This is a genomic window from Robertmurraya beringensis (genome assembly GCF_042433785.1).
Lineage (GTDB): Bacteria > Bacillota > Bacilli > Bacillales > Cytobacillaceae > Robertmurraya_A > Robertmurraya_A beringensis.
The window spans coordinates 17260-33086 of the sequence record NZ_JBHLUU010000032.1; the positions used below are offsets into that span (position 1 = coordinate 17260).

21 protein-coding genes are annotated in these 15827 nt (G+C 41.7%); all 21 read right to left on the bottom strand.

Annotated elements, in window-relative coordinates; all coding sequences use genetic code 11:
- Positions 1 to 2 precede the first annotated feature (2 nt).
- The gene (locus ACFFHF_RS10655; RefSeq protein WP_340905735.1) at positions 3 to 338 is read right to left on the bottom strand and encodes a head-tail adaptor protein; all 336 of its coding nucleotides are present in this window, start codon (positions 336 to 338) and stop codon (positions 3 to 5) included.
- Positions 335 to 646 (bottom strand): head-tail connector protein, encoded by a 312-nt coding sequence (locus ACFFHF_RS10660; protein WP_340905736.1) that lies wholly within the window; start codon positions 644 to 646, stop codon positions 335 to 337. Before ACFFHF_RS10660 ends, ACFFHF_RS10655 begins: the two co-directional genes overlap by 4 nt.
- A gap of 13 nt (positions 647 to 659) precedes the next feature.
- Entirely contained in the window at positions 660 to 875 is a 216-nt protein-coding gene (locus ACFFHF_RS10665; protein ID WP_340905737.1) for a head fiber protein, read from the bottom strand.
- Positions 876 to 884: 9 nt separating this feature from the next.
- Positions 885 to 2078: a phage major capsid protein gene (locus tag ACFFHF_RS10670; protein WP_340905740.1), complete on the bottom strand. Its 1194-nt coding sequence runs from the start codon at positions 2076 to 2078 to the stop codon at positions 885 to 887.
- Between the two features lie 13 nt (positions 2079 to 2091).
- Complete coding sequence (locus tag ACFFHF_RS10675; RefSeq protein ID WP_340905741.1) at positions 2092 to 2778, bottom strand: head maturation protease, ClpP-related; 687 nt, start codon at positions 2776 to 2778, stop codon at positions 2092 to 2094.
- Between the two features lie 3 nt (positions 2779 to 2781).
- A complete protein-coding gene (locus ACFFHF_RS10680) occupies positions 2782 to 4005 on the bottom strand; it encodes a phage portal protein (RefSeq protein ID WP_340905742.1) in 1224 nt (407 codons plus the stop codon).
- 26 nt (positions 4006 to 4031) lie between these two features.
- A complete protein-coding gene (locus ACFFHF_RS10685; RefSeq protein WP_340905743.1) occupies positions 4032 to 5576 on the bottom strand; it encodes a terminase large subunit in 1545 nt (514 codons plus the stop codon).
- A gap of 2 nt (positions 5577 to 5578) precedes the next feature.
- Positions 5579 to 6052 carry a phage terminase small subunit P27 family gene (locus ACFFHF_RS10690; protein WP_340905744.1) on the bottom strand — a complete coding sequence of 158 codons (474 nt, stop codon included), beginning with the start codon at positions 6050 to 6052 and terminating at the stop codon, positions 5579 to 5581.
- A gap of 73 nt (positions 6053 to 6125) precedes the next feature.
- On the bottom strand, positions 6126 to 6341 hold the full coding sequence (locus tag ACFFHF_RS10695) for a hypothetical protein (RefSeq protein ID WP_377058085.1): 216 nt from the start codon (positions 6339 to 6341) through the stop codon (positions 6126 to 6128).
- A gap of 62 nt (positions 6342 to 6403) precedes the next feature.
- Positions 6404 to 6619, bottom strand: coding sequence for a hypothetical protein (locus tag ACFFHF_RS10700; protein ID WP_377058086.1), 216 nt, complete (start codon positions 6617 to 6619; stop codon positions 6404 to 6406).
- The gene (locus ACFFHF_RS10705) at positions 6609 to 6848 is read right to left on the bottom strand and encodes a hypothetical protein (protein WP_377058087.1); all 240 of its coding nucleotides are present in this window, start codon (positions 6846 to 6848) and stop codon (positions 6609 to 6611) included. Before ACFFHF_RS10705 ends, ACFFHF_RS10700 begins: the two co-directional genes overlap by 11 nt.
- Entirely contained in the window at positions 6841 to 7593 is a 753-nt protein-coding gene (locus ACFFHF_RS10710; protein ID WP_377058088.1) for a hypothetical protein, read from the bottom strand. Before ACFFHF_RS10710 ends, ACFFHF_RS10705 begins: the two co-directional genes overlap by 8 nt.
- Positions 7594 to 7719: 126 nt before the next feature.
- Complete coding sequence (locus ACFFHF_RS10715; RefSeq protein WP_377058089.1) at positions 7720 to 8034, bottom strand: DUF6329 domain-containing protein; 315 nt, start codon at positions 8032 to 8034, stop codon at positions 7720 to 7722.
- Positions 8035 to 8041: 7 nt separating this feature from the next.
- Positions 8042 to 8239, bottom strand: a complete 198-nt coding sequence (locus tag ACFFHF_RS10720; protein ID WP_377058090.1) for a hypothetical protein — start codon at positions 8237 to 8239, stop codon at positions 8042 to 8044.
- 72 nt (positions 8240 to 8311) lie between these two features.
- Complete coding sequence (locus tag ACFFHF_RS10725; protein WP_377058091.1) at positions 8312 to 9556, bottom strand: site-specific DNA-methyltransferase; 1245 nt, start codon at positions 9554 to 9556, stop codon at positions 8312 to 8314.
- Positions 9546 to 9983, bottom strand: a complete 438-nt coding sequence (locus ACFFHF_RS10730) for an RNA polymerase subunit sigma-70 (RefSeq protein ID WP_377058092.1) — start codon at positions 9981 to 9983, stop codon at positions 9546 to 9548. Before ACFFHF_RS10730 ends, ACFFHF_RS10725 begins: the two co-directional genes overlap by 11 nt.
- Before the next feature lie 347 nt (positions 9984 to 10330).
- A complete protein-coding gene (locus ACFFHF_RS10735; protein WP_377058093.1) occupies positions 10331 to 10684 on the bottom strand; it encodes an HNH endonuclease in 354 nt (117 codons plus the stop codon).
- A gap of 201 nt (positions 10685 to 10885) precedes the next feature.
- Positions 10886 to 11317: a DUF1492 domain-containing protein gene (locus tag ACFFHF_RS10740; protein WP_277673328.1), complete on the bottom strand. Its 432-nt coding sequence runs from the start codon at positions 11315 to 11317 to the stop codon at positions 10886 to 10888.
- Positions 11318 to 11334: 17 nt separating this feature from the next.
- A complete protein-coding gene (locus ACFFHF_RS10745; RefSeq protein ID WP_377058094.1) occupies positions 11335 to 12717 on the bottom strand; it encodes a DEAD/DEAH box helicase in 1383 nt (460 codons plus the stop codon).
- Entirely contained in the window at positions 12714 to 12992 is a 279-nt protein-coding gene (locus ACFFHF_RS10750) for a PDDEXK family nuclease (protein ID WP_377058095.1), read from the bottom strand. Before ACFFHF_RS10750 ends, ACFFHF_RS10745 begins: the two co-directional genes overlap by 4 nt.
- 255 nt (positions 12993 to 13247) lie before the next feature.
- A complete protein-coding gene (locus ACFFHF_RS10755; protein ID WP_377058096.1) occupies positions 13248 to 15653 on the bottom strand; it encodes a virulence-associated E family protein in 2406 nt (801 codons plus the stop codon).
- Positions 15654 to 15827: the final 174 nt, after the last annotated feature.

Sequence of the window (15827 nt, forward strand, 5' to 3'; positions counted from 1 at the left end):
AATCACCCCTTCGAACCTGCAATTCTTTGTGCTAGCACTTCCATATACATCCCACGCTCTTTGATATCCTCCACACTTAAAATGTTGTAACGTTGGTCTTTACAAACAATAATCAAATCTGTTGTAATTTCTATGCCACGAGGTTTTCTAAAACGAAAAAGAGAACTAGCCTCACTAAAGCTAGCCCTGTTTTTCCATGCTTCACTTCCATGCTGATTTTCCTTGTAGGCCCTCATGGATGTGACGAGGAGCTCCTGTTTCGAGACAAACCCTTCCTCATCCCTAATTGATACTTCTTCATGTATCTCTATAAAACTATTCATTTTTCCAATACTCATATGATCACGTCCTTATTTAGACGGAGAAGCATATTAACCACATTCCACACTTGTTTACTCGCTTCCACATTGTCAGCAAAAAAGCCACCAGTGCTACCATCCCGACTCTCAAAAAAGTGGGATGATAGCATAATGACAGCCTGTTCAGTGGTTGGGTGCATTGGGTTTTCTTTATAAAAACCATCTGGTTTCTTTTGATAACTCTCTGCATAGGAAACAGCGGCAGTGATAAAGCTGGAAAGCAGGGTGTCATCTTCATCATGGTTTAGGATTAGGTTTTGTTTTACCTTTGGCAATAAATCCTCCATCACTGAATCCCCCTTATTTCATCAAACCAGCCGCTTTTAGTTTGGCTAAAAGAGCATTAAAATCGGCAACAAGACCAGCAACATCAGTCGCAGTAGAATCCTTTTGATTTACCGCAGGTTGTAATTGAGCTCCATCGAATAGAAGTTTCCCATCAGAAGCAATTTCCAAAGTCCCACCGATAACTGTTCTCTCGCCGCCTTGTTCCGTATAATTTTTTACATTACTCATGGCTATCACCTACCCTTTCTGTTGCAGCACTTTGATTGCTTCAGGGAGGATTAGTTTCCCGTCAACCCGCTGTGTGGCTTTAAATCCAACTTGGCCCGTTGCGGCATACAGTTCATTTAACCGCTGGAAGGAACGACCTTGGCGATCCGCTACCCAATAGTATCCGAAATCACCAAATGCAACGGTCTTGGCTCCCGCTTCAACCGTTGGTACGTAGGCGGAAGTTTTCACTGGTCGATTTAAAATCGTATCAGGTTGTCCCGCTTGAATGGATGGTTGCCATAGGTACTGGCCATTTCCATCTTTCAATTTTCGAATCAGTTTGACTGTCGCATCATTCATAATAAAGATAGCCTTTTTACGATAAGGGGATTTTAATGAATAAAATAAATCCATAATCTCATCAACTGAAATGGCGGTTGTAGAGGTACCAGTGACCCCAAGTTCAGCGCCACCCGTTGCATTAAAAATGCCAGTCGGTTTTCCGGTGCCGTCTCCTACAAAGAACGCTTCTTCTTCCTTAGCACCAATCCGTCTGGCAAATTCTTTTGCAATATACGCTTCTAAATTGAATACGCTGTCGTTCAATAACTCTTCTGATACTTTGATCATCGTTGCAAGCTTATAAGCCCCAATGGAAACTTGACCAAAGCTATCATCTGATTCAGGAATCAAGCCTTCCTCATCCACCCATGAAGCTGTTCCCTTTGAGGCAACGACTGGAATTTTCCGATCACCTGAAGAAGTCGTGATGACCTTCGCTAATGAGCGGAAGATGTTCTCTTCTTCTAAAGATTCAATAAGGGTACGTTCAAACTCATCCGGAGCTAGGTAACCCCCTTCAGAATCCGTTCCAACCTTTAATGCATTTTGTACATCATAATTGCTTTTGTTTCTCATCGCTCTCCAGAATGCATTTCTGTATTCATCGGTTGCTCGTCCTGTTTTTTGCCCTTCAACACCCGCTGGTTTAGAAGTAATCGGTTGATTGATTGGCTTGGAAAGTTCTAAATCAATGGCCTGTTGTCGTTCTAATCGGTCAATTTCTTTCCCTAAATTAACGACTTCTGTCTCCATCTTTTCATAGGTTGCAGTATCCTCTGCGGAAAGTAGTCCATTTTCTCCTCTTTTCGAATCAAGAAAGGCTTTCGCACCTTCCCATGCTTTTGCTCGTTTTTCACGTAGTTCTAAAACTTTACTCATCCAAATCTCCTCCTTAATATTTCAAGAGTTCTAATCTCTTGTCTAAAATGCTGATATCAGTACCTGTTTTCTTTTCCTTTTGCGGCAGCTTGTGTAAAAATGAATTCACCACAGCCATCTGACTATAGATGATTCCTTCTTCTGGAGAAGCTTGGGCACTTTCGTTTGCAAAAAGGATGCCATTAGCAAAGCCAAGCTCCATTGCCTTTTTGGAATTGAACCAGCTTTCCGCATCCATTAAGCTTGATAGCTTTGTCCTAGGTAAACCCGTTTTCAATTCATAGGCATTGATGATGCTTTCCTTTACCTCACTCAACATCTGAATGGCCTTTTTCATTTCAGCTGTATCTCCAAAAGCTATCGTCATCGGATTATGGATCATCATCATTGAAACAGGCGACATTAGCACTTCTCCACCCGCCATCGCAATAACGGAAGCAGCACTTGCAGCTATCCCATCAATTTTTACAGTGACATGACCCTTGTAATCCATCAGCATGTTATAAATTTGACTAGCGGCAAACACATCACCCCCAGGAGAATTAATCCAAATGGATATATCCCCGCTCTCATTGAATAGTTCAGATTTAAATTGCTTCGGTGTGACTTCGTCGCCAAACCATGTCTCTTCAGCAATGACACCATCAAGAAATAGTGTCCGGCCATCTTCGTTTTTGACCCAGTTCCAAAACTTTCTCATGGCTTATCCCTCCTCATACTTTTCTGTCCATGCTCCGGCCTTTGACATATCTACAAAATTCCCGTTCACTAAGTACTTGGATCCACCCTGCTCTTCAGGGATTAAGTTCATCTCTTCTAGTTCTCGGATGTCATTCGCAGACATCACTCCGTTTTGCCGCATGATTTGATAGAATTGCGCTCTTGAACCTGCATCTCCTCGGAGTCGCCCATTCAGATTAAATTTGATAAAGTATTCCTTCTTATCTGTTTCACTTAACAGGGCCTTCTTCATGGACTGTTCAATTCTAGTTACCCAAGGCATGATTGTATTGTCGATAAAGCTAATCGATTGATGTTCAATATTACTAAAAGTCGCTTTATCTAGATTGGCCACAAGGTGAGGTGGAACTCTAAAAATCCGGCAAATTTCTTCAGTCTGAAACTTCCTTGTTTCCAAAAACTGTGCTTGTTCTGGTGGAATACCGATACTTTGAAATTTCATCCCTTCTTCAAGGACAGCAATTCGATGGGCATTGTTAGATCCTTGATAAACTGCATTCCAGCTTTCCCGTATTTTCGATGGATCCTTAACCACACCGGGATGTTCTAATACACCACCAGGATTGGCACCATTAGCGAAGAACCTAGCTCCATACTCTTCGGTTGCCAAGGCCATTCCAATCGCATTTTTAGCCATAGCAATCGGTGAATAACCAACTAGTCCATCAAAGCCAAGCCCAGGAATATGAAGCACTTCCTCACTTCGAAGGATGACCGAACCCGTGTCTTTTCGGTATTCATAATAAAGTTCCCCTGTAGAAGTTCTATCTACCGCCATCCTATCTGGAAGTAAAGGATAAAGAGATAGTACATTTCCTCTGCCATCCCGGATAATCTGGGCGTAGGCATTTCCCCATAATAAAAGATGACTCATCAGTGTTTCTCTAAACACGAACGAAGTCATCTCGGCATTTGGCTCATCATGGAGCTTGTAATATAAACTGTTTTCTACTGCTTTTTCCTTCCCATTGTCAGTGTATCTGTATAGATGTAGCGGGAGACTTGCAATGGTTTCTGCTAGAATTCGTACACAGGCATAAACTGCAGTGGTTTGCATTGCTGTTCTTTCATTGACTGTTTTTCCACTTGTGGTACCACCAAAGAAAAAGCTGTAGGTACTACCCACAAAGCTGTTCTTTGGACCATCTCTTGATTGAAAAAGTCTAGATATCAATGGTATTTTCATTCACACACCTCCTTGCTGGCAGCAATTTATAAGATTAAAATCCCCCGACCATCATAAACACTCTCTCGATTCTCATTCCGAATAGCCCGGTCCAACGCCATAATCATAGCCACAGCACCGTCAATTCGTTCAGTACTCTTCGATTTATCCGGCTTTATGTTCCCAGCATCGTCGGTTTTAACAAAAATGTTATCCATCATCCACCTTAATACTGGATTTCCACCATGTATGATTCTCTTCTCGAGGGTTATTTTCATCAACTCTTTTGAAGCAGGTGACATATCCTTGTACCCTTGTCCAAATGGAATAACGGTAAAACCCATCCCTTCTAGGTTTTGCACCATTTGTACGGCACCCCAACGGTCAAACGCAATTTCTTTTATGTTATATTTTTTCCCAAGTTCTTCAATAAAAGCTTCAATAAAGCCATAATAAATGACGTTCCCCTCAGTCGTTTTGATATAACCTTGTTTTTCCCAAACGTCATAAGGAACATGGTCTCGCCTTACCCTCAACTTTAGGTTTTCATCTGGAATCCAAAAATGAGGAAGTACAATAAATTTCTCATCTTCTGTCCTTGGTGGGAAAACCAACACAAATGCTGTAATATCCGTTGTACTTGATAAGTCAAGGCCAGCATAACATTCTCTTCCACGAAGGCTATCAAAATCAACAGGATCATCACAAGCATCCCATTTCTCCATCTGCATCCAGCGGGTTGACTGCTTTACCCATTGATTTAGCCGCAGCTGCCGGAAGATATTTTCTTCGGCTGGGTTTTCCTTTGCACTTATATAAGCATTTCTTACTTTCTCTATATCAATGGTATGGCCAAGAGATGGATTGGCTTTGTACCAGTTCTTTTCAACAGACCAATCATCGTTATCTTCAATTCCATAAATCACTGGATAAAATGTTGGATCAATCTTTCTTCCTTCCAAAAGGTCCATCGCTTTTTGATGTACTTCATAACAAATCGAATTTCGATCCGTTCCTGCAGTCGTAATCAAGAAAAAGAGTGGTTGCAACCGTGCATCACCAGACCCTTTAGTCATAACATCGAATAACTCACGGTTAGGTTGGGCGTGTAGTTCATCAAAAATAACGGAATGAACATTAAGACCGTGCTTCGTATAAGCCTCAGCTGATAGTACTTGATAAAAGCTGTTCGTTGGCTTGTAAACCAATCGTTTCATGGACATAACAGGTTTGATTCTTTTTTTCAAAGCGGGGGACTGCTCCACCATTTCAACGGCAACATCAAAAACAATCGATGCCTGTTGGCGATCAGAAGCACATCCATAAACTTCCGCTCCCCATTCACCATCACCACATGTCATTAATAGGGCAACCGCTGCGGCGAGCTCACTTTTCCCATTCTTCTTTGGAATTTCAATGTAAGCAGTGTTGTATTGCCGATAGCCATTATCCTTAACCGTACCAAAAATATCTCGGATGATTTCATCCTGCCAAGGCAAAAGATCGAAAGGAACTCCACGCCACTGCCCCTTCGTATGTTTTAGACAATTGATAAAGTTGACGGCATGTTGGGCTTTTTTCTCGTCATACAACCTTAGCCACCACCTTTAAAGAGCATGAACTCCATCGGATCATCAGCGTCAATTGGCTTGTCCGCCACAATTCTACTTCTCGATGAAGGAGTTAATCCGAACTGCTCACAGAACCGATTCATGATTTTTAAATAGCTCTGGGCGATGGAAACCTGCGGCACCTGTTGCCAATATCCTGAAGGGGTTTTGACAATGGTTCCATGCTTGGTGATAAACTCTTCTGCCTCTTTCCATCTGGCATACGCTTGGCAATATCCAGCAAAGGCAGCCATATCTACTTCAGTCAGGATTCCTAATTGCTCTAGTTGTTTGACCATTCTTCGCCACTCTTTCTTGGCTTCTGGTTCCAGCCAAGATGGGCATCTTGGTGCTTTCTTTTCAGGCTTCGGTTCTTTCTGATTCAGATCTCGCTTCCCTGGGTTGCCTTCTAATGCCTTTAGTGCAGTTGGCTTTGGTTTCCTTCCACGTTGAGCCACAGGCGCCACCTCCTTTCAAATTTTGCATAAGAAAAGAGCCTACCTCCTGATAGACTCCAATTGATTCATTCCCTTAGTTCTTCCATATTTCCATTCTGAATTCTCCTCCAAAAACCATCCAGCGTACTTCCCCATCTTCAAGTTTTAGGACTAGTATTCCCGGCAAAAGATACATCTCATTTTCTTGGTATCCCGCTTCTGTCAATTCTCGCTTTTGCTGAAGTAAAAGTTCCATCCCTCTCACTGCATTAACGTTCCCTTGCAGCATCTGAACTATATCTCTGGTCATTCAAACAACCTCCCTGTGTTTTGGTATGTCTATACATCACTCTAAACACAGGGGTTATCAAGTTAATTATCACCTTTAATGCCTTTATAATTGTAGTTGCCTTTCTTAAATTCCTTATGTTCAGCTTCGACCGCCTCACCATAATCAGCCCGCTTGGATTCCTTATCCTTGCACGTTAAGCAAATGCAATCGGTATTGTACATGGACATAATCCGTCCGCCCTTTAAGCTACTGCCACAGCGATCACAATGTGTTTGTGTGAAAAATTTATCCATCATGTTTCACCTCAGAACTGTACTTCTTCCTTGTTTCCTTAATGAATGCTTCAAGGGCACTAGCTTCCGGATCCAAGTCCTCTTCACTGTTCCAAAACTGGTCCAGATCCTCTAGTAAGTCGAGAATGTTAAGCACTCCTTCTTTAGCATCCGCTTCACCAAGGACGACCTCTTTTTCAATGATGGTTGCCTTAAGTCCCTGAATCATTGCTTGGTAGATTTGCTCATTCATTCGGTTCACTCACCTTTCTAAAGGCTCCGCTTCCTTCAAGGTTTTGCAGTAGCACCTTTCTTGTCGTTTTGTACTCAGGACCATTCATTCCAAGTCTTATCAACCAAGTTCTAAAGGCATATTTCGGATTGTCATCCTGAGCCCGTTTAAAGGTTGCTCGCTTTTGCTTTTTGGCATTTTGGTTAATGAATGCGGTGAGGTCTTGAAATGCGGCCACCTTCTCTGAATCCAAATTTTGCGCCGCTAGTTTGATAGTGAATGTTTCTTTTTCAAAATCAAAAGCTAAACCTGGTATTCTCTCAAGGCTAAGTTCATCAAGTGCCTTCTTAAACTCTTCAAAGGTACTCGTTTCCTTTTCGCTCAAATCCTCTGGGAAGGTTTCATCCATCAGCAGCTCGCTTGTTTCAAAGGCCATCATGATCAGGAGCTGTTTGCTATAAAGCATGTTTACTAGATTTCTTAATGTGTTTCCGGTGTGGCCCTCGAGCGGGAGCGTTACCTCAATCTCATCCAAATCAAGAACCGCTGGCTGTTCCTCACCTGTTTCTTCTTCAGGCTCTGGCGGATTAGTTATCTCTTCAAAGGTTTTCACTTCTCCGGCTGAGTTTGTAATCGTGCCCTGCCTGTCAATGGTGTAGGTTGCATCCTCGGTTATAATTTCGTAGGCAAAGGTTGGAACGTTTAGATACTTGGGTTTCACTCCTAAAAATTCTCCTAGCTTTTTGACCATTTCTTTTCGATCCATTTTTACTACCTCCTGTGTTTTGGTGTAGTACATATATCACTCTAAACACAAGTAATAGCAAGTCATTCCTGATCAAAATGAGTATATTTATAGACCAATAGAAAAAGGCCCGTTAAGGCCACCACTTTAGTCGTTTTCAATTGCTGTATATCTTGGATAACTATAGCCTTCACTGTTTACTAAAACTGTTTCACAAGTTTCTTTATTGATGACTCTGATGCATCGAGCCTCCCTATTCGAATTCATTCCACCATCTTCTTCTGTGATCCAAGGCTGGTCGTTAAAGAAGTCTTTAGCAAAGTTATGAAAATCGTTATCTTCTAACTCCACTTCTTTTGTTACGATGTATGTTTGACCTCGCTGTCCTTGCTTCATAGCCTCTTCCGTGATTTCCTTCAGCTCAACTAGATTACTAATTTTCCTTCCAAACAACGCTTTCATTTCATCATCACTCCACCTCAACGTATTCCATGATGATTTGGAGGGCTTCACCATAGGAACTGGATTCCATCACCCGCTCACTGACTTCTTTAACATGTTCTTCTTTCCCAGCTTCTTTCAGCGCCCTACTCACTCGCCCAAGAATGGAAAAGATATTGCCATCTTCACCAATAAGTTTGACTGATGGTTTTCGGTTCACTTCCATCACTCTGCCTCCAATCTCTTCAAGGTAGTAGCATATTGCCATACATGCCTGAGGTATTGCAACTTAGTTCGTCTATAATATTTCATCTAATACAGGTTTGGGAACATCTGAATACGATAGCTTCTCTCCGTCTCTTTCCAGATAAACATTCGCATCCGTTCCCACATGTTCGATATACCGTTTGACAATCGCATCTGCATATTTTTCATCTAGTTCAATCGTATAGCAGATTCGATTAGTTTGTTCACAAGCCATGAGAGTGGAGCCACTCCCGCCAAAAGGATCCAGCACGATGCAGTTACTCATGCTACTGTTTTGAATCGGATAGGCACACAAGTTAACCGGCTTCATTGTTGGATGGAGTGCATTCTTCGATGGTCTGTCGAAATTCCAAATGGTACTCTGCTTACGATCGGCATACCAATTATGCTTCCCATCCTTTAACCAGCCAAATAAAATCGGTTCATGTTTCCATTGGTATGGACTTCTTCCAAGAACCAGACTCTGCTTGGCCCAGATGCAAACACCTGATAAGTAAAAGCCTGCATCCTTGAAAGCCTTTCTAAAGTTGTAACCTTCCGTATCCGCATGGAACACATAGATGGATGCATCCTTTTCCATACTAGCAGCCATATTCTTATAGGCTTTGAGTAAGAAGTTATAAAACTCTTCATCTTTCATATTATCGTTCTGGATACTGCCTGCTTGTGAAGAATAATTGACGTTGTAAGGCGGGTCCGTTACGACAAGATTTGCTTTCTGGCCATTCATAAGAACTTGATAAACTTCTGGATCTGTACTGTCCCCACAAACTAAACGATGCCTACCAAGTAACCACACGTCACCTTTTTGGGTAATAGCTGGTTCAGCTAATTCCTTTTCGACATCAAAATCGTCTTCCGTTATATCTTTATCATGTACCTCATTAAAAAGCTGGTCGATTTCTGGTGGGTCAAAACCTGTGAATGAAACGTCGTAATCCAAGGACTGCAAATCCTGAATGAGATCTGCTAACAATTCCTTGTTCCATTCCCCGCTGATTTTATTTAAAGCGATATTGAGAGCTTTTTCTTTTGTCTTATCAATATCGATAACTACACAGTCTATTTCTGTAAACCCTAACGTCTTTAAAACCGTGATTCTTTGGTGCCCACCGATCACCGTCATATCCTGATTGACAATGACAGGTTCTACATAACCAAATTGCTCAATACTATTTTTAATCTTTTCAAATTCACTGTCCCCCGGCTTTAGCTTTTTTCTGGGGTTATAACTAGCAGGAATCAAATCATCAATGGTCAGCTTTTTAAATTCCATCTTCTTCACTCCAAAATCTATATTTGATATAACAATCATGGCTGCAGAACTTCCGCTTCTTATTTCCGTAGCAACTAAAACTTCCCCCGCATTGTGGACACGTATAGTTATAAGTAGCGGTTTCCCTTTTCTTTCGTGCCTGAGGATTTTCATTCCACCATTTACGGCGGCATTCATCTGAACAAAACTTCCGAACTCTTCCTCGACCCTTTTGCTTAAGCAGTTTACCGCAGGAGGAGCAGAGCACATGGTTTTTCATTTGTTCTTTCACATTTAATGAAACAACTTTTGCGTCGCCTTCAAGGCCATTATGCTTACAAAAAATACGCACAGTATCACGGGATTTCCCCAACACTGTAGCAATCGCTTTATAGCCAACACCTTTGAGCCTTAGTGCATAGATTTGTTGTTTTTCGCCTTCAGTCACCGCTCCCACTCCTTTCTGCGTAAACAGTATTTGAAAGGGCAATAAAAAAACGCATAATTCAGCTATTCAACAAGCCAAAACATGCGTTTCGTTCGTATTTTTTGTTTATCGATTAAAACTGTTAAAACCCAGTCCCGCCAAGGGACGAACGCCATTTTTATCATTTCCTCAATCGTACCTTTTCGCAAAATTAAAAGTACTCCAAACCCTTACCACCATTGAGGCGAAGCTCATATTCAGTCCTTCAAGAGTAACCCCCCTTGTTTAATTCCGCGAAAATTCACGTGAAGGGGGCGCGCGGTCGCCATATAAAAGGTTGTAGAGATTTGACCTCCCCTACCCGTCCATTAAAAAGTGTAGATTGGATACTGATCTTCTGTTCTTGTCTTACGATCATGACATCTCTTACACAAAGACTGCCAGTTCTTTTCATCCCAGAACAGTCTCTGGTCTCCTCGGTGTGGTCTGATGTGGTCAACAACCGTTGCTTGAGTCAGCTTCCCTTTCTGCTCACAGTGTTTACAAAGAGGGTGGGCGTTTAAGAAACGCTTGCTCGCCTTCCTCCATCGGTTATCATAACCACGCTCGGTTGCGTTTGCTCTATCATCTACATGAAGCTTTGCATGAAACTCACAGTACTTGTCGTCCGTTAACAAAGGACAACCGTTGTGTTTGCATGGCTTCTTTGGTTTCATTGGCATTGCTCTCAACTCCGTTTAATCCTATTAAAAAAGCCCCGAAGGTAAGTTCCTTCAAGGGCTGTATCATTCTATTTCTATAGCTTATACTCTATCACAGGAAGAGGGTGGCTTATAATGGCTTTTCATGGCGTGTTTCAAAATCCAAACAAAAACCCTTAAAGAAACTGGATCCTTCAAGGGTGTTGTGAATAATCTTCTTTTTCATATGCATTCCACCGGGCTACTTTCTAATCGTTCCGTTGCTTCTTTCAATGCCTTTCGATGCAACCGATAGACCCACCGTACATCATACCCCATGATGGCAGCGACTTCTTCCCAAGTGCTACCACTAAGATAACGAAGCTCAAGTAGTAATCGGTACGAGTGATTCTCAATTTCAGATACAAAGGTTGCCAACTCACGTTTTAAATCAATCAATTGATCAATGTCGTCATTGATTTCCTCTTCAAGGCACATTAACTTAACGAGAGCACTCTCCATCGGTGATTGTTGTTTTGTATTTTGTACTTTATCATCCTGAAGGACGGATGTTGTTTTTAAAGCAAGGTCTCGTAACATCGAAACCTGTTCTAGTTTACTGTTTATTCTTTGATCAAGCTGAAAAGCTTGGGATAAATACTCTTTTGCATTCACCGGCGATTCCTCCCTCTTTACAATCCATGTGGCAAACCTTCTTTGTATTGGTTCATCCTTGCCTTGACTGCTTCAATCAGTGCAGCTTGACTCACATCTTTATCTTCCAATGCTTTCATCACTCGCTCATCAATCGTATCCTTTGCAATAATGTGATGAATGACTACTGTTTGTTTTTGCCCCTGCCGCCATAGTCTTGCATTGGCTTGTTGGTAGAGTTCGAGGCTCCAAGTTAAACCAAACCAAATGATAATGTTCCCACCTGTTTGAAGGTTCAGCCCATGACCAGCTGATGCTGGGTGGGCTAACATAACTTGAACCTTCCCTTGATTCCAATCCTTGATATCTTGATCTGTTTGAAGGATCCTCGGTTTTAGTTTCTTTAAATGCTGTAAAATCCTGTCCTTATCATGCTGATAACCATAAAACACAAGAACCGGTTTTCCGTTAGCTGTTTCAATCAATTCATCCAACGCTTTTAACTTTTCATCATGAATTGGTTTCACTTCTCCGTTTTCATCGTAAACAGCACCATTTGCCATTTGTAATAATTTATTAGCAAGGACGGCAGCGGAACCAGCCAAGACATCTGCTTCTTCGATTGATAAAATTAGTTCTTTTTCTAATCGGTCATACTGCTCCTTCGTCTTCATAGGAAGTTCCACCGAAATCACATTATTGATTCTGTCCGGCAGCTCGAGGTAATCCTTGGCCTTCATACTCACACAAATATCAGAAAGCCTTTCATGTATTGCGTCTTCCGCTCCCTCTTTTAATTTCCAAGTATAGACAATCATTTGGTTTCGTTTATCCGGTAAGAAATATTTCTCACGATATCCTGTGACTGTTTTACCCAGTCGTTCTCCACCATCTAGTAAATAAATCTGTGGCCACAAATCGATTAAACCATTCGGTGCAGGTGTTCCAGTTAAACCGACTATTCTTTTAATAAACGGCCTCACCTTTTTTAAAGCTTTAAACCGTTGGGCCTTCGAAGATTTAAAGCTGGACAACTCATCAATGACTACCATGTCAAATGGCCAGTCCGAATCAAATCGTTCTACAAGCCATGTTACGTTTTCACGATTGATGATGTAGATGTCAGCTTTTCTATATAAAGCAGCAACCCTTTGCTTTTCACTGCCGAGCACTTTGGAAATTCGGAGCCCTTTCAGATGATCCCACTTTTCCACTTCTTCCTCCCAAGTTGTACTGGCTACCCGAAGCGGTGCAATGACCAAAACCTTCGCCACATCAAAGTAGTCATACATTAGTTCCAAAATGGCGGTTAGAGTTGCTATCGATTTCCCCATTCCCATTTCGAGGAAGAGAGCTGATTTCTTTTTATCAATAATCCACTGGGTAGCATAAGCCTGGTAATGATACGGTTTATATTTCAAGGGTTCATCTCCTCCAGCATTCGATCGACCGCCTCATAGCTACCAATCTTAAAAACTTTAAAACCTAATGCTTCCAGCTGCTTTTTCCTTTTTCGTTGTAATGCTCGTAGCTTCTTAGCCGGTGCCTTTAATTCCACAAAAGCAATCTTTGAACCGTTAAAGAGTACCAACCGATCTGGCACCCCTGCAAAACCAGGGGATACAAGTTTCAAAGCCAATCCGCCTTCTTGCTTCACTTTCATTTTTAGCCTTTTTTCTATACTCGCTTCATTCATCTATCGATCACCCCTAAAATAAATGTTTACAGCTAAATCCCAGTATTCATAAGGCTTTCAGCTTTCTCGTAAACAAGTAAACATAAAAACAGTTAACCTACACATATATGGCTATTAGGCTATATAAGCTATATATGTTATTCTCTATTTCTTCTTTATATAGATAGTTATGTTTATCATGTTTACAAAGTATATAAGTAAGATGTAGTAAGGGCTTGAGGTGTAAACAATAAATGTTTTTTAAAGTTTACCTGTTTACAAATCCTCTCTTCTAAATCCTCTTTGTGTTCCATAACTATTATCAAAACGAACAGAGCTCACTCTTTTCCAGCCCGGTGTATGCTGAATAATCATATTAATTTCTTTGGCATCATATCTGGTCATAATGGATATATCTTTTTGAAATAGCTCTTCCCACACCATTTGAGCACACACCTTATTTAACTTCATTGTTTTTTCTGGCTGGCTTTCACCCTGATCCATATGCAAATAGGTTCTTCTAGTACCAATATCTAGTTCATACCAATTCAACGGAACCGCAGTTTCTAAATACTTTCTAATGCTCTCAGCAATTGGATTTTCCTGAGTATGAGCGGTCTGAAGTTCATAAGCTTTTTCTTCAATTTCTTTACTCAAAGCCAAGGTCTCTCCCTTTTCATACAGCACCTTTGCCTCCGCCCAAATCTGGTCCACTTCCTCTTCCGTTAAATCATCCCACATGTTTTTCCTACCGCCACCATTAACTGTTATGGGTAAAAAGCGGCGGTTCCCGGTAGGATCATTTAAAAAATCATAATCATTGGTTGTCCCAAAAAACACGCACTGCCGTTTAAACGTTTCATTATGTCTGCCATAAGCAACTCTAAAGGTATCCTCGGACTTAGAAATAAAATGCTTTACTGCTTCCGTATCTGCTTTCTTTGTTGCCGTCAGCTCGGCCATTTCTAAAATCCATGCACCCTGAAGCTGTTCATAGGCTTCTTTGCCCTTCACAGTAATCAAGGAATCCGAGTGCCATTCCTTACCTATAAGCTTAATAATGTAACTTTTCCCCACACCTTGAGGGCCAACAAGTACCACACAGTAATCAAACTTGGCACCCGGTCTATAAACCCTTGTCACTGCTGCAAGCATAATTTTTCGAGTAAATGTTCGGACGCACTCATTATCATCAGCACCAAGATAATCTACCAGTAAGGTTTCAATCCGCTCCTTTTCATCCCAAACGAGTCCGTCTAAATAGTCCTTAATCGGATGAAAGGCATACTTCACCGCCACTTCACTCCAAGCATCCGCAATAACACCCGCTCCTTTAATGCCGTAAATAGAGTAAAGGTAATTTCGTAAACTGGCATCATCGCTATCGGACCAATATTCACCCCGTTCGACACCCCGCCAAGGCAAATCATCTTTTATGACCACCCGGTGGACGAAGTCATTCAATGCGATTCGGTCTTTTAAAGCTGGGTCATTTTCAAGAATGAGGATGACATTCGGTGCACTGGAGACGATGTTCCCTTTTTGATCCCTTGTTAACTCCGTTAGCCATTCCATGTCTTCATCTTCAAAATCATCAGCAGCAAGGCTTAACTGTTCTTTACCGAGTGTCAGTTTGACCTGCTTGTCCTTTAAAGCTTCCTCTAACATGGCTTTATAGGAAGGCAAGCGATTAATAGGAGTTCCTTCTTTCACCGTTTCATCAAGCTCACCAAATAAATGCATTCGAACTAAATCAAATGCGTTACAAAGCCTTCCACCAATAGGGTCAGTAGAATGGTGAGAGTAGGCAAAGTCACCATCTTCGTATATCACCAATCCACCAGCAGTGGAACCAGCTGAATACGTATATCGGTTTGAATCCTCACAAGGAACGTAAATATCGCTTAAATATTTCTCAATCACATCGGTGACAGTGTAAGTCCGGCAAAAAGCACCGACCACACCTTCTTTGGATTTAGGATCACCTTGCTTATCAGCGAGCTTCTTTCGCTCGTGAACAGTTCTCGAGCTTTCGGGCCAATAAGAGGAATCTCTCCAATCTGGATATCTCGCCAAAACAGTATCTGGATCAATCCACGGCTCGTCCAGTACTTTAAACACAAACTCTCCATCAGATGAAGTCGATGGCCAATACATCAGTCGGTGCACTTGATAGGTGGTATCATCGAAAAAATCAATTCCTAGGTCAGCGGCAATCCTTCTGGCAATCGGTACGTATTCATCGGCAGTAACAGGTCTGGATAAAGGAATGACTAGTCTTAACCTTGGATTCTTCGGATGGTGTTTATGAGTAGAATACATGGCGCACCCGTAACCAAACATGGTCTCAACAGATGCCCATAAGTCCCCTTTCACAAAGTCAGCATCAAGGGAAACAATCTGCCGCCAAACCACACTGTCATGCTTTCTTCTGCCACCCTTCAGCGTTCCACCGACAAAGCCACCTACATCCTTAATTTCATCCTGTTTTGATTTGGAAAGCTTTTTATATTCCTCATATGTTTCGTGTGTTCTAACCGTATTGTTTAATTTCTGAACTACCTCAGACCAGAGCATATCCCGATTTTTCCAGTTCAGTTCTTTTCTGTTTCTTCCGGTTGCGATCGTAAGATTTGCATCATGTTTTATACTATGGCTTCTTCTTTCACTGAGCTCTTTCACATCTACCAGCCCTCCTTCGTAACACAGTACCCAGGCCCTTTTTGGCTCCTTCCAAATCACCGGAAAGAGCCTGACCTTTCAATGTTTTCATTGTTTGTTTTGGTAGTATATCTTTGTATCGTTTCAGGTACATTAGTAATTTCACTGTATCCATGTCAGCCAATCGCCATCGCT

Excerpts from the sequence above, each read along its gene's own strand:
- ACFFHF_RS10660 (WP_340905736.1), bottom strand. The coding sequence starts at position 646 with ATGGAGGATTTATTGCCAAAGGTAAAACAAAACCTAATCCTAAACCAT.
- ACFFHF_RS10725 (WP_377058091.1), bottom strand. The coding sequence starts at position 9,556 with ATGGAATTTAAAAAGCTGACCATTGATGATTTGATTCCTGCTAGTTAT.
- ACFFHF_RS10750 (WP_377058095.1), bottom strand. The coding sequence starts at position 12,992 with ATGAATGAAGCGAGTATAGAAAAAAGGCTAAAAATGAAAGTGAAGCAA.
- ACFFHF_RS10675 (WP_340905741.1), bottom strand. The coding sequence starts at position 2,778 with ATGAGAAAGTTTTGGAACTGGGTCAAAAACGAAGATGGCCGGACACTA.
- ACFFHF_RS10735 (WP_377058093.1), bottom strand. The coding sequence starts at position 10,684 with ATGCCAATGAAACCAAAGAAGCCATGCAAACACAACGGTTGTCCTTTG.
- ACFFHF_RS10700 (WP_377058086.1), bottom strand. The coding sequence starts at position 6,619 with ATGATGGATAAATTTTTCACACAAACACATTGTGATCGCTGTGGCAGT.
- ACFFHF_RS10705 (WP_377058087.1), bottom strand. The coding sequence starts at position 6,848 with ATGAATGAGCAAATCTACCAAGCAATGATTCAGGGACTTAAGGCAACC.
- ACFFHF_RS10710 (WP_377058088.1), bottom strand. The coding sequence starts at position 7,593 with ATGGATCGAAAAGAAATGGTCAAAAAGCTAGGAGAATTTTTAGGAGTG.
- ACFFHF_RS10720 (WP_377058090.1), bottom strand. The coding sequence starts at position 8,239 with ATGGAAGTGAACCGAAAACCATCAGTCAAACTTATTGGTGAAGATGGC.
- ACFFHF_RS10715 (WP_377058089.1), bottom strand. The coding sequence starts at position 8,034 with ATGAAAGCGTTGTTTGGAAGGAAAATTAGTAATCTAGTTGAGCTGAAG.
- ACFFHF_RS10665 (WP_340905737.1), bottom strand. The coding sequence starts at position 875 with ATGAGTAATGTAAAAAATTATACGGAACAAGGCGGCGAGAGAACAGTT.
- ACFFHF_RS10670 (WP_340905740.1), bottom strand. The coding sequence starts at position 2,078 with ATGAGTAAAGTTTTAGAACTACGTGAAAAACGAGCAAAAGCATGGGAA.
- ACFFHF_RS10695 (WP_377058085.1), bottom strand. The coding sequence starts at position 6,341 with ATGACCAGAGATATAGTTCAGATGCTGCAAGGGAACGTTAATGCAGTG.
- ACFFHF_RS10655 (WP_340905735.1), bottom strand. The coding sequence starts at position 338 with ATGAGTATTGGAAAAATGAATAGTTTTATAGAGATACATGAAGAAGTA.
- ACFFHF_RS10680 (WP_340905742.1), bottom strand. The coding sequence starts at position 4,005 with ATGAAAATACCATTGATATCTAGACTTTTTCAATCAAGAGATGGTCCA.